This is a genomic window from Pseudoalteromonas sp. SCSIO_11900 (assembly GCF_000576475.1).
In the GTDB taxonomy this organism is placed as follows: domain Bacteria; phylum Pseudomonadota; class Gammaproteobacteria; order Enterobacterales; family Alteromonadaceae; genus Pseudoalteromonas; species Pseudoalteromonas tetraodonis.
Map to the genome: position 1 here is coordinate 2,133,454 of NZ_KK070023.1, position 12,757 is coordinate 2,146,210.

Below are 12,757 nucleotides of genomic sequence, written 5' to 3' on the forward strand. Positions count from 1 at the left end.
AAAAGCAATCATATAAGCGAGCACTGTGTGCTCGCTTTTTTATTTACTTTTATATTTGCAAAGACTTATACACCTCATACCAGTTTATACTGCATAGGCAATTAGTGTATAAGTCACTGTATTTTAAGGTGTAGTGTACTTTTTTAGGGTGTATGATTAAGTTTACAAATAATTGCATGGTGACGTTCACGTAAGCGTAAACTTTAATTGCAATGGTGTTTTTAGCTTTAATACTTAATCAGATGGTTATTTTTGGATTTTTTATGCTTACTTTTAACGATAAGTCGTTTTATATTTCACTTTGACGGGCTTTATCTGGTTTATCTACTCATAGTATGGCGAACCATTAACTGACGTGATAAAGTCTCGGCAATTTGTAGCGTGCTTGCCCAAAAGGGCCCATTATTTTCGGAGTATTTAAAGTGGTTGTATTTAATCAAGTTGAATTTGATAACCATGAACAAGTGGTTTTTTGTTCAGACAAAGCGTCTGGTTTGAAAGCCATTATTGCGGTACATAACACAAACTTAGGCCCTGCGGTAGGCGGTTGTAGAATGTGGGATTATGTTAACGATGAAGATGCAGTATATGATGTGCTGCGTTTATCAAAAGGGATGACCTATAAAAATGCCGTAGCAGGCTTGCCATTTGGTGGTGGTAAATCGGTTATTATTGGTAATGCCAAAGAAATCAAATCTGAGCAGTTATTTCGCGCATTTGGTCGCCAGTTAGAGCGACTAAATGGTAGCTACTACTCAGCAGAAGATGTAAACATTACCTGTGATGATGTGGCGTTAATGAACAAAGAAACAAATTACGTGCTAGGTCTTGAAGGAAAAAGTGGTAACCCTTCGCCGTTTACAGCCTATGGTACGTTTTTGGGTATGAAAGCAGCGCTTAACCATCAACGCGGTATTCAAGACTTTTCTGGTATTAAAGTTGCGGTGCAAGGTTTAGGTGCAGTAGCTTATGGATTATGTAAACATTTGTTTGAAGCTGGTGCTGAGTTATTTGTTACCGATATTAATCAAGCTGCAGTAGAACGTGTAGTAAATGATTTTGGCGCAACTGCAGTTGGTATTGATGAAATATACGACCTAGATGTGGATGTTTATGCACCCTGTGCATTAGGTGCCACTATTAATGACACAACAATCCCACGCTTAAAAGCAACGATAGTAGCAGGCTGTGCAAACAATCAACTTGCTGAATCACGCCATGGTGAAATTTTACGTGAAAAAGGTATTTTATATGCGCCTGATTATGTAATAAATGCAGGTGGTATTATTAACGTTTATTACGAAACTGCACCAGAGGGTTACAGTAAAGAGGCTTCTAATAAACACGTAGAAAGAATTTACGATACACTGAGTGAAATTTTTACCCGTAGTGAAAAAGAGCAAAAATCAACCCATTTAATTGCCGATGAACTGGCACAAGAAATTATTGAAAACGGACTTTAAGTTTCCACTCGATTTAAAATAGGAGCGAAATACGCTCCTTTTTTATACCTTATATAAGACTTTAGTATAACTACACTCAAAGCGTTATTTTAGTTAATGCGAATATAGATAAAGCACGGTAAAATTTAGTTTTACACTTTATCTATATTTTATGTCCTCTACTGATTTTTCTATTACCCCTCTTGATTTTGAGCAATGGCCTCGAAAGCAACACTTTGAGTTATTTCAGCAGTTCACTCAGCCTTATTTTAATGTGTGCGTACAACTGAATGCGAAAAAGTTATATATCGCCTGTAAACAAGCTAATATTGCTTTTTTTCATGGTTATATTTATTGCTTATTAAAAGTTTGTCATAAGTATGAGCCGATGATGCTGCGTATTATTAACCAAAAACCTTGTTACTTAAGTGCTACGCGGGCAAGTGTAGTCGAGCTTGCCGATGACGAGTCGTTTCGCTTTAGTTATTTTAAATTATACGAGTCGTTAAATGAATTTGCCCGTGAGGCGAAAGCTATTAGCAATGCCACAAAATTAAACCCACTGTTTTCTGATGCGTTTGCAGCAACTGAAGGGCAAGCAGATTTAATTCATGTTTCTGTATTACCTTGGTTAAACTTTAGCAGCTTTTCACATGCATTTACCCACGGTCAAAGTAATGGTATTCCTAAATTTGTGTTTGGCCAATACAATACTGAGACAGGTAAAATGCCGCTCGCTATTGATGTTCATCATGCGTTGTTGGATGGGCTTCATGTCGCTAAATTTGTAAAGCAATTGCAGTATACATTTAATAATTTAAGTAATAATAATTAATTAAAAAGTTGTAAGTTTTATGTTATTATTTACCAGCAGTGCTTTTAACTTAAATTGTCGCTCTAAACTTACCCAAATATAAAAATTAATAATTAATAATTATAAAGGCAATATCTGATGAATCGCTTAGTGATTTTATGTATTTTGTTGGTGATTTTTTCTGTTGACGCACAACAGCAGACTCGTTTGCCGTTACGTGATTATTTTTTTGAAACCTGGAATACACGTACGGGTCTTCCTCACAATAGCATTAATAGCCTTGCACAAACACAAGATGGATATCTATGGGTGGGTACTTGGGAAGGACTTGCCCGCTTCAATGGCCGAGAGTTTAAGTTATTTACTCGCTCCGAAATTATTGACTTGCCTGACTCAGGCGTACGTGCGCTAACCCCAACATCTGATGGCGGTTTACTTATTGCGGGAGCGCGCGGCGGTATTAGCTTATATCAACATCGCCAATGGGACACGCAACCACCTGCCCAAGCGATGGTTAATCATATATTTAAAAGTAAAAATGATAACTTGTGGCTAGCGCTTGAGAATGATGGTGTGTTTTATCGTTCAGCTAGTAGCACTCAAGACATCCCAATAATACAAAATGTCAGTGCGTATCGAATCATTGAAGACCCCAAGGGGGTTATATGGGCGGCGACCAGTGATGGCCTGTATAAAATAGTCAACTACAAACCCACTTTGATGACGCCACAACAAGGGGTACCAGATGCTCCCGTATATACCTTATTAATCACCCGTGAAGGTCGACTCATTATAGGAAGTGAAAGAGGGGCACGAATCCTTAATGGTGGGCTATTTGAATCGCCTCACCCACAACTCGAGGCGGAATCTATTTCCAGTTTGTTAGAAGATGATCATGGGGATCTGTGGTTTGGCACCATTAATAAAGGTGTTTTTAGGCTTAGCGTCGATGGTTTAGAGCAATTAGATGCTAAAAATGCTTTACCCGCTAACCGTATTCTTTCTTTGTTACAAGACAGAGAAAATAGTATTTGGGTAGGCACCAATGCTGGTGTATTTAGGTTAAGAGAAGCGCCGTTTTCATCGTGGGGCAAAAAGCGAGGCTTATCTAGCGATTATGTGCGTACGGTATTGTCACATTCTGATGGCAGTTTATGGATAGGCGGAAGCACGGGTTTAGATCGGCTGCACAATAATCAGATCAGCCATATTAAAGGCACTAAACAAGGCTCGCCATATTCAATACTAAGCTTACTAGAGCAAAACCAAGGTGATGTCTGGGTAGGCACATACACCTCGGGTGTTTTAAAAGTGGTTAATAACGAACTCGTACCTTATTTAAACCGTGATAATGGCTTAGGTAGTAATGAAGTAAGATCTTTACTTTTTGATTCAAAAAATCGCTTATGGATAGGCTCGGCCATGGGGCTGACACGCGTTAATACCGATGGTAGCTTAAACCAATTTACTAATGAAAAAGAGCTGCCGAGTGGGTTTATTTTAGCCTTGAGTGAAGACAACTCAGCTAATATTTGGGTAGGAACCGGTAATGGGGTCGTGGTTTATGACACTCAAACTGACGTGTTTAATCCTGTTGAGTTTCCTGCTGAATTTGCCGCCCAATATGCGTTTGGCTTTTACATTGATGATAAATACACGTGGATGGCTACCGATCGTGGCTTAGTCCGTTATCAGCATTCAAACGCAAAGATGACTATTTTAGGGCGTGAATTAGGTTTACCCGTTGATAAGCTTTTTCAAATTGTGCCGTTTAAAGACTCACTTTGGCTATCAAGTAACCGTGGCATTATTGAAGTCAATTATAAGCAGGTAAATGAGCTGCTTGATTCAAAATCTAACAATAGAGGTACGCTCGCCTTTCAATTATACGATGAGGCTGATGGCATGCACAGTGCACAAGCAAATGGCGGTTCAACCCCCTCTGCAACCGCTCATTCAGATGGCACAATTTGGTTTGCTACCGCAAAAGGGGTGAGTACAGTAAAACTGGAACGCTTAAAAGAAGCCACTAAAATAGCGTTACCAACGATTGTTGAAAGCTTTTCTGTTGATGGTAAACCAACGTCCTTACCTATAGACGGTGAAACTATTATTTTACCACCAGGAGTGACGCGCTTGTCATTTCAATACGCGGGACTGAGCTTTATTATGCCGCAGCGATTAAACTTTCAAACAAAATTGGAAGGCTTTAATAACGAATGGGTCAACCGTCAAAACATAGCGACTGCTGAATACACTAACTTACCTGCGGGCAAGTATTCTTTTGCTGTACGTGCAGCCTATCCAAATACTGATTGGCAGCAAAATCACAAAGTCGTTAACTTTGAAATTCAATCGCACTTTTGGCAAAAAACAAGCTTTAAGTTGTTTATGTTTTTTCTTTTTGTGGTGGTGATATATAGCGCTTATCGCTACCGCTTATATCGTTATAAACAAGTTGAAAAGGAATTAACGAGTCGAGTGGTGAAGCAAACGCAAGCACTGCAAGAGCAAGCCAGTGCCTTTGCGTATCAAGCCACACACGATCAGCTTACTGATTTACCGAATCGCCGCGCATTTGATGGCTGGCTGGCGGATAACTTTTCAGACTTTAAAGCATGTAAAAAATCACTTGCTATCGCTATTATGGATATTGATCACTTTAAACGGATTAACGATGGTTGGTCACACCTCATAGGTGATCAGGTTATATGTGAAATAGCTAACATTCTTAAAGCGCACTGCGAAGGTGAGCAAGAGGTAGCTCGCTGGGGTGGCGAAGAGTTTACTTTTGTGTTTCCCGATACGAGTGCAGTGCAGGCCCAAGAAATGTGCGAGAAGTTACGCAAATGTATTGAAAATAAAAACTTTTCAAATATCGCAGAAGGCCTCAGCGTAACCGTGAGTTTTGGTGTTTCTGACTCTGGTGATGTTGATGATTATGACCGATTATTATCACGGGCCGACCAAGCTTTGTATAAGGCAAAAAACAATGGTCGAAATCGAACTGAAGTGATGTGATTGAAAAACAGCCTCACTGCACCCATTACTATTTTAATAATACGGGCGCAGCATTTTAGCGTTAAAGCTAAATGGTTTGATTTAGGACGACCCAATGATAAATGGGCTATTAATTTTTGTTTTAATTGTATTTATTATAATGTTTTGGCGCTGGCCTGATATTCAAAATGCCGTGTGGCACCGTAAATACAGTGGTTTATTATTAAGCGAGCAACAACATACGTTGTTACTGCGTGCTATGCCCATATACAACAAAATGACCGATGCAGAGCGAGCAAAGTTAGCATCCCATATTGTGTGGTTTTTAAATGAAAAGCGTTTTGTTGGCTGCGATGGGTTGCAACTAACGGAGGCAATGAAACTCATTATTGCCGCCGATGCCTGCTTGCTGGTGCTTAACAAGCCTTGGCCTTTGTATAAAAACGTAAAAGAAATTTTACTCTACCCCAGCGCGTATTACGCGCCCCAATCAAGCCGCGATAACGCAGGCCTTGTCAGTTTTCATAATACAGTAAGGCAAGGTGAATCGTGGCCGGGGGGAACATTGGTGCTTAGCTGGCATGATGTGCTTGAGGGCAACCGCTTACCCAGTGATGGGCATAACTTAGTGTTTCATGAATTTGCACATCAACTTGATCAAGAAACCGGTAAAACCACCGGCACGCCACTACTTGCATCACAGGCAAAATACCAACAATGGGGCAGAGTATTTAGCCGAGCGTTTTCGCAGTTAAAAACCCATGTTGCTTATAGTATGCCGCATGTAATACATAGCTATGGAGCCACCAATGAGGCTGAGTTTTTTGCGGTGATCACCGAAACATTTTTAGAAAAGCCTGCCGATTTACGCCGTGAAGACCCTGAAATTTACCATTTGCTAGTGGATTTTTATCAATTTGATCCTATTGTTTGGCACTGATTTTATGCACTTCATCCTATTACGCTGGTAACTTGCTGGCGTTTTTGTTGCAATCATGTAATAGATCAACACACAGCAACAATAATAAGTGAGATAAGCATGAAAAAAATGCTGCAAACAGCACTCGCGTTATCAGTTTCATTGGCATTAGGCCACGCACACGCAGAGCAAACGGATGAAAAAAAATGGCAAGTTGATTCACCTAAAGGGCAATTTGTTGATGCATCTATTAGTGTAGAGCAAGGCACATGGATGAATGTCGATATAAGTCCTGACGGAGAAACCTTAGTATTTGATTTACTGGGCGATATTTACACCATGCCAATGAGTGGTGGTAAAGCGACTAAAATAACCTCAGACATTGCATGGCAAATGCAGCCGCGCTTTAGCCCAGATGGCAAGCACATTGCTTTTACATCAGATCAAGGCGGTGGTGACAATATTTGGATAATGGATGTTAACGGCGAAAACCAAACCGCCGTCACTGACGAAACATTTAGATTACTCAATAGCCCTGCGTGGAGCCCTGATGGTGATTATTTAGTTGCACGTAAGCATTTTACCGCCAGTCGCTCGCTAGGTGCGGGTGAAGTTTGGCTTTATCACAAAGCCGGCGGTAAAGGGGTGCAACTGACTAAACGTGAAAACGATCAAAAAGATTTAGGTGAACCCATGTTTTCACCGGATGGTCGGTATGTTTATTTTTCTCACGATGCAACCCCAGGTAAAACTTTTCATTATTCAAAAGATTCTGTTGCCGGTATTTATAAAATTAAACGTTATGACCGTGAAACAGGCGACATAGAAACCATTATAAGTGGCATGGGCGGGGCAATAAGACCGACGCCGTCGCCAGATGGTAAAAAACTAGCGTACATAAAGCGTGATGACTTTCAAACCAGCCTGTACTTATATGATTTAACCAGTGGTGAGCATACTAAGCTATACGATAAGCTAGAGCGCGATATGCAAGAAACGTGGGCGATTCATGGCGTATATCCGACTATTGCGTGGACCCCAGATAACGAAGAGCTGGTATTTTGGGCTGGTGGCACCCTTCATAAACTTAATGTAGATAATAAATCAGTCAGCGATATTGCATTTAAAGTAGACACTACGAAAAAAATTCAAAAAGCAGTGCGTTTTACTCAAAATATCGACACTGATGAGTTTGATGTAAAAATGCTGCGTAATGTGCAAATTAGCCCTGACGGTGAAACCGCACTTTTTGAAGCATTGGGCTATATTTACATGCGCGACTTAGAATCAGGAAAAATAAAGCGCTTAACTAAGCAAACCGATCATTATGAGTTATTCCCGCAGTATTCTCGTGATGGCAAAAACATTGTCTACACCACGTGGGATGATAACGAACAAGGCACCGTGCGTGTCGTCTCTGCACGCAGTGGTCGGGGAGACACTATTACACAAGAGCCGGGAAAATACGTAGAGCCAACATTTAGTCCAGACGGCAAAACCGTGGTGTATCGTAAAGCCAGCGGCGGCAACATTTTAAACCCTAAGTGGTCACTGCATCCTGGGGTATACAGTGTTAGTGCTAAAGGCGGAAAAAGTGAGCTCATTTCTAAAAGTGGCTATCAACCTCAGTTTGGCAGTGCCAACGATCGTGTTTATATTATGAGCCCATGGCCTAAGCCGACATTAAGTGTGGTAGAGCTTGAAAGTAAAAAAGTACGTAAACTGTATGAATCAGAGCACGCCACTGAATTTAGAGTCTCTCCTGATGGTGAGTATTTAGCTTTTGCTGAGCGCTTTAAAGTATTTGTTACTCCATTTGTAGAGCGCGGCAAAACGATAAATATTGGGCCCAAAGACAGTCAATTTCCAATTGAGCAGCTATCTGTACGCGCCGGTGAAAACATTAGCTGGAGTGCAAACAGCAATAAACTGTATTGGACACTGGGGCCTGAGCTTTACCATGCCAGTTTAGAGGGGATGTTTGCGATTAATAAAGCGGATGATAAAGACGTTAAAGTAAAAAGCGGTACTAACATCGGCTTTAGTAAAAAAATGGCTGAACCTCAGGGCATGATTGCATTAACTGGCGCTAAAATTATTACCATGGAGGGTGAAAAGGTCATTGAAAATGGCGTTATTGTTACCGATGGCAAACATATCAAAGCCATTGGCACTGCTGCTGATGTGAGCATTCCTAAGGGAGCAAAGGTCATTGATGTAACAGGTAAAACAATTATGCCAGGCATTGTAGATGCCCATGCTCATGGCTCACAAGCCAGTGATGAAATTATCCCGCAGCAAAATTGGAAAAACTTAGCAGGTCTTGCGCTGGGTGTTACTACTATTCATGACCCATCAAACGATACCACTGAAATATTTACCGCGAGTGAAATGCAAAAAGCGGGGATGATCGTTGGTCCGCGTATTTTCTCTACCGGTACTATTTTATACGGTGCGAATATGCCTGGGTATACCTCGCATATTGACTCATTAGATGATGCTAAATTTCATTTAGAGCGTCTTAAAAAAGTGGGTGCGTTTAGTGTTAAATCTTATAACCAACCGCGCAGAGAGCAGCGTCAGCAAGTTATAGAAGCAGGGCGAATGCTTGAAATGATGGTAGTCCCTGAAGGGGGGTCATTATTACAACATAACTTGAGCATGGTAGTCGATGGTCATACAGGTATTGAACATTCAATTCCTGTTGAACATATTTATGACGATATTAAGCAGCTATGGTCACAAAGTGATGTAGGTTACACACCTACATTGGTGGTTGCCTATGGCGGTATTTGGGGTGAAAACTACTGGTATGATAAAACGGACGTATGGAATCATCCACGTTTAAGTAAATTTGTGCCTAAAAACCAATTATTACCGCGCTCAATGCGCCGAGTTAAAGCGCCCGATCATCACTATAATCACTTTAACAATGCTCGCGTAGCGGCTGAGTTACAAGATTTAGGTGTACTTGTTAATTTGGGTGCGCATGGCCAACGTGAGGGGTTAGGTGCGCATTGGGAAATGTGGATGTTTGCCCAAGGCGGCATGACGCCACTGGAAGCAATTAGAGCATCGACACTCGATCCGGCAAAATATTTAGGCCTAGATAAAAATGTGGGTTCATTAGAGGTCGGTAAACTGGCAGATTTAATGGTTATTGATGGCGACCCACTGAAAAACATTCGTGATTCAGACAAAATTGATTACACCATGATCAACGGCCGTTTGTTCGACGCAGCCACCATGAACGAAGTAGGCAAAAAACAGCGTGAACCATTATTTTTTGAATAATGTAGCCATTTTTTAGTTAATAAGCGGCTATTTAGCCGCTTTTTTAATACTGTATTTACCTATTTAACTAACTGCTGCTACTATCGCTTTTAAAATATTATCACTAGGTGGAGTCACTGTTACATCATGCATCACCCTCGCTCTACATATATAACCTTCCTTTAAAATAAGTAAGTGTTGCGTGGCTTCAATTGCTTTTTCTCTATTGTGAGCAAATTCAGGTGTTTCTAAAAGAGCTGATAGTATGATCTCAAAGTTCGCTTGCTTGTGCTGTTTGCAAAGTTTGGCAATAGGGTCGTTCTCTATAGGGTACTCAGCTGCAGTATTAATAAAAAACAGCCATTAAAACACCCTAACTCTGAAATCTCATTATTAATCCACTTTTTCAGTCCGGCAAAAATTGTCTGTGCGACTAACATAGCACTAGGTTGTATACATATTTTTTTAAGCCAAGCGTTAAAGCAGATGTCACGTGCGACTAAACAAGCACAAATAAGCGCGTCTTTGCTTTCAAAGTGCTTATATAAGTTTTTTCTGCAATGCCCGATACAGCTAAAATTTCATTAATACCAACAGCGTGTATACCCTTTTTATAAAAAAGACTCAGCGCCGTACTGATTATTTGTTGTTGTTTATCCATGATATTCCAAATTTGAGCAGGCAATATGCATAGTGAGGAAATAAAGTCGGTATTAATCGCAGGTGTTTTTTCTACTTTTGTTTTGGGGTTTTTGGCGTGGCTAAATTATATGGGTGATTACGGTATTTGGTTAATGGCGCCATTCGGCGCAACAGCTGTACTTGTTTTTGGTATACCGCAGAGCCCGTTAGCTATGCCAAAAAAGTAATAGGGGGACATATGCTGACCGCAATGATTGGGGTTGTTTTTAGCTGATAGTGCGATTGTGGTTGGGCTGGCTGTGGGTATTACTATAACATTAATGATAATCACAAAAACTATTCACCCGGTTGCCGGCGCAACCCTATCTTAATTATTGAGTCTGGCCAAAGTTGGGATTTTTTAATAATGCCAGTACTGGCAGGAACTGTATTTATAGTTTTGTCTGGCTTTGTTGCGAGGTAGTTTATTCAATACTTGATGGATAATAAATATAAAAAAACCGCTTAACGCGGTTTCTTTTATACAAAGCACTCAGCAGATCAAACGACACCGCGAGGTAGGCGGCAATCGTGATCTTTGCGAGCAAGCTCAACTATCCAAAGCTCTTCTGCTGTGTAGCCTTCTTCGTTTTGTGTGATCACGGTGAAAGGCGCTTTTTTCTGTGCTTTTACAGGAGCAGCTTTTTTAGTTTTTTTAGCAGGTGCTTTTACTGCAGCTTTTTTTGTAGACTTACCAGAGCTTAATTCTTTAGTCAGCTCTGCTACATCAGCTAGGCGCATGTTCTTGCCGCCATCAATGCTATACCAGCCAGGTTTAGTTGTTATTTCAGGTTTTTTACCGTTGGCAGCTTCATATGCAGCTTCAAAGGCAGATAACACTTCTGTTTTGTCTAGTTTGCTCATCAGAGACCCAATACGTTGTTTACACAGATAAAGAAGAGGTATTTATACCTATTTTAGAACTGTTTTTCAATTTTTTGCGATTTTCCTTTCATTTTTAGCGCATAACCGCCAAAATTTGTACAAAATTCAGTGCAAAGTAAGGTAAGTAGTATGCAACGTAGAGAATTTAATCAATTATTAAACACCCTGTTAAAGCCAGAAACCATTAACGATTTTTGTCCAAACGGGCTTCAGGTAGAAGGTAAAGATGAGATACGTACCATAGTAACGGGTGTAACGGCAAGCCAAGCACTTATTGATGCCGCGATTGAAAATAATGCCGATGCCATTTTGGTACACCATGGCTATTTTTGGAAAGGCGAGTCACAACCTATCACTGGCATGAAAAAACGTCGTGTGGCTGCGCTTTTAGCTAACGACATCAATTTATTTGCCTATCATTTGCCGTTAGATATTCACCCTGAAATGGGTAATAACGCACAGCTGGCGCAATTGCTCGATATTGAAATTGAAGCAGGCCTTGAGCCAACTAACAACAGTGTAGCGATGAGAGGGCGTTTAAAAACGCCGCTAACGGGCAGTGAATTTGCTAAAAAAATAAGCCAAGTGCTTAAGCGCGAGCCACTAACGAGTTTAGTACGTACTGATAAAATTGAAACCATCGCTTTGTGTACTGGTGGCGGGCAAGGGTATATCGACTTAGCAGCCGAGCATGGTATTGATGCTTACATAACCGGTGAGGCATCAGAGCAAACCATACACAGCTCACGCGAGCAAAATATCGACTTTTTTGCCGCAGGTCATCACGCCACCGAGCGCTACGGTATAAAAGCATTAGGCGAATATCTTGCTAAGCAACATGGCTTTGACGTGACATTTATTGACATAGACAATCCTGTGTAAACACCTAGCTTAAAAGTAATTTTATAAATAACCTACTTGTAACGTATTTCGGGTAGGTTATTTAAATCTAGTGTTCTAAATAGCTAATTTAGCAAACAATAATAAGCCAGTATGTTGATTTTTTATATACCCGCATACCCTTTTATCTTTTTGTGAGTTAATTATTTTTGGTTTTATGCATCCCAAAAATTGAATAAACGTAATAGATATAAACCTACGCTTAAAATCATAATTACATCCATTCTTATATTGCAAAAAACACAGATCTTTCGCTGTACTTACCTCGTTTAAATTACAATGTTACTTTACTTGCTACTAAGGTAGTTACTTTAAAGGAATGAAATGGAAGGGGTATTAGCTTTAATTGAGCAGTACGGGTTGTTGGTTTATCTGTTACTTTTTGGTTATTGTGTGTTAAAAAGTGGTTGGCTACCTTTGTTCGCAGGCTATGCTGCACATACTGGCGCACTATATGTTGGTTTTGTTGCTTTGGTTACTTGGTCGATTATTTAAAACAGCCAGTGAGCGCCATGGCACAGCCTACATTTTTATATCGTTATCCTAAAGGATTACGCACGATTGGTGCCCTTCCCGTAGGGCTTACAGCAATTAGTTGGCGCCGTTTTAGTGTGTTAAATGGATGCTCTACACTGCTATGGGTTATTGTTTTAGTCGGTGGAGGCTACATTTTCGGTGCTACTTTTGATGCTTTAGGTGTTGAGAATTTAACAGCAATAAGTCTGCTACTTCTTTGCGTATTTTTAGTGACACTGTACCGGCTTTGGAATAAAACAGCTGAGGTTAAAACCCTCTAAAAATAACAAAACACCCAACGCTACTATAAACGAATATTCAGTTTGA

The 12,757-nt window shown here is 40.4% G+C and carries 10 protein-coding genes and 1 pseudogene; 9 read left to right on the forward strand and 2 right to left on the reverse strand.

Features of this window, described 5'->3' with window-relative positions:
* Positions 1–422 precede the first annotated feature (422 nt).
* The 5 genes from BG00_RS09945 to BG00_RS09965 all read left to right on the forward strand — a co-directional run bounded on the left by BG00_RS09945 (position 423) and on the right by BG00_RS09965 (position 9,469).
* Positions 423–1,463, forward strand: coding sequence for a Leu/Phe/Val dehydrogenase (locus BG00_RS09945; protein ID WP_036982280.1), 1,041 nt, complete (start codon positions 423–425; stop codon positions 1,461–1,463).
* Positions 1,464–1,614: 151 nt separating this feature from the next.
* Positions 1,615–2,277, forward strand: coding sequence for a CatA-like O-acetyltransferase (locus tag BG00_RS09950; protein WP_036982282.1), 663 nt, complete (start codon positions 1,615–1,617; stop codon positions 2,275–2,277).
* Between the two features lie 117 nt (positions 2,278–2,394).
* Positions 2,395–5,277, forward strand: coding sequence for a ligand-binding sensor domain-containing diguanylate cyclase (locus BG00_RS09955; protein WP_036982285.1), 2,883 nt, complete (start codon positions 2,395–2,397; stop codon positions 5,275–5,277).
* A 94-nt stretch (positions 5,278–5,371) separates the two neighbouring features.
* Positions 5,372–6,196 carry a M90 family metallopeptidase gene (locus BG00_RS09960; protein ID WP_008114265.1) on the forward strand — a complete coding sequence of 275 codons (825 nt, stop codon included), beginning with the start codon at positions 5,372–5,374 and terminating at the stop codon, positions 6,194–6,196.
* A 99-nt stretch (positions 6,197–6,295) separates the two neighbouring features.
* Positions 6,296–9,469: an amidohydrolase family protein gene (locus BG00_RS09965; protein WP_036982287.1), complete on the forward strand. Its 3,174-nt coding sequence runs from the start codon at positions 6,296–6,298 to the stop codon at positions 9,467–9,469.
* Positions 9,470–9,947: 478 nt separating this feature from the next.
* On the opposite strand, the gene BG00_RS18085 is transcribed toward BG00_RS09965, so the two are convergent.
* A complete protein-coding gene (locus tag BG00_RS18085) occupies positions 9,948–10,109 on the reverse strand; it encodes a TetR family transcriptional regulator (protein ID WP_252729978.1) in 162 nt (53 codons plus the stop codon).
* A gap of 25 nt (positions 10,110–10,134) precedes the next feature.
* Between BG00_RS18085 and BG00_RS18545 the strand changes: the two are divergent.
* Positions 10,135–10,461 (forward strand): annotated as a pseudogene (locus BG00_RS18545) (HPP family protein).
* Between the two features lie 169 nt (positions 10,462–10,630).
* Here BG00_RS18545 and BG00_RS09980 read toward each other — a convergent pair.
* The gene (locus tag BG00_RS09980) at positions 10,631–10,993 is read right to left on the reverse strand and encodes a hypothetical protein (protein WP_008114254.1); all 363 of its coding nucleotides are present in this window, start codon (positions 10,991–10,993) and stop codon (positions 10,631–10,633) included.
* A 150-nt stretch (positions 10,994–11,143) separates the two neighbouring features.
* On the opposite strand from BG00_RS09980, the gene BG00_RS09985 reads away from it, so the two are divergent.
* From BG00_RS09985 to BG00_RS18105, 3 genes are all read left to right on the forward strand, one after another.
* A complete protein-coding gene (locus tag BG00_RS09985) occupies positions 11,144–11,896 on the forward strand; it encodes a Nif3-like dinuclear metal center hexameric protein (RefSeq protein ID WP_036982289.1) in 753 nt (250 codons plus the stop codon).
* Positions 11,897–12,238: 342 nt separating this feature from the next.
* Positions 12,239–12,409, forward strand: a complete 171-nt coding sequence (locus BG00_RS18100; protein WP_253861375.1) for a hypothetical protein — start codon at positions 12,239–12,241, stop codon at positions 12,407–12,409.
* Between the two features lie 17 nt (positions 12,410–12,426).
* Positions 12,427–12,711 (forward strand): DedA family protein, encoded by a 285-nt coding sequence (locus BG00_RS18105; protein WP_253861376.1) that lies wholly within the window; start codon positions 12,427–12,429, stop codon positions 12,709–12,711.
* Positions 12,712–12,757 lie beyond the last annotated feature (46 nt).

Excerpts from the sequence above, each read along its gene's own strand:
- BG00_RS18085 (WP_252729978.1), bottom strand. The coding sequence starts at position 10,109 with ATGGATAAACAACAACAAATAATCAGTACGGCGCTGAGTCTTTTTTAT.
- BG00_RS09985 (WP_036982289.1), top strand. The coding sequence starts at position 11,144 with ATGCAACGTAGAGAATTTAATCAATTATTAAACACCCTGTTAAAGCCA.
- BG00_RS09955 (WP_036982285.1), top strand. The coding sequence starts at position 2,395 with ATGAATCGCTTAGTGATTTTATGTATTTTGTTGGTGATTTTTTCTGTT.
- BG00_RS18100 (WP_253861375.1), top strand. The coding sequence starts at position 12,239 with ATGGAAGGGGTATTAGCTTTAATTGAGCAGTACGGGTTGTTGGTTTAT.
- BG00_RS09960 (WP_008114265.1), top strand. The coding sequence starts at position 5,372 with ATGATAAATGGGCTATTAATTTTTGTTTTAATTGTATTTATTATAATG.
- BG00_RS18105 (WP_253861376.1), top strand. The coding sequence starts at position 12,427 with ATGGCACAGCCTACATTTTTATATCGTTATCCTAAAGGATTACGCACG.
- BG00_RS09965 (WP_036982287.1), top strand. The coding sequence starts at position 6,296 with ATGAAAAAAATGCTGCAAACAGCACTCGCGTTATCAGTTTCATTGGCA.
- BG00_RS09980 (WP_008114254.1), bottom strand. The coding sequence starts at position 10,993 with ATGAGCAAACTAGACAAAACAGAAGTGTTATCTGCCTTTGAAGCTGCA.
- BG00_RS09950 (WP_036982282.1), top strand. The coding sequence starts at position 1,615 with ATGTCCTCTACTGATTTTTCTATTACCCCTCTTGATTTTGAGCAATGG.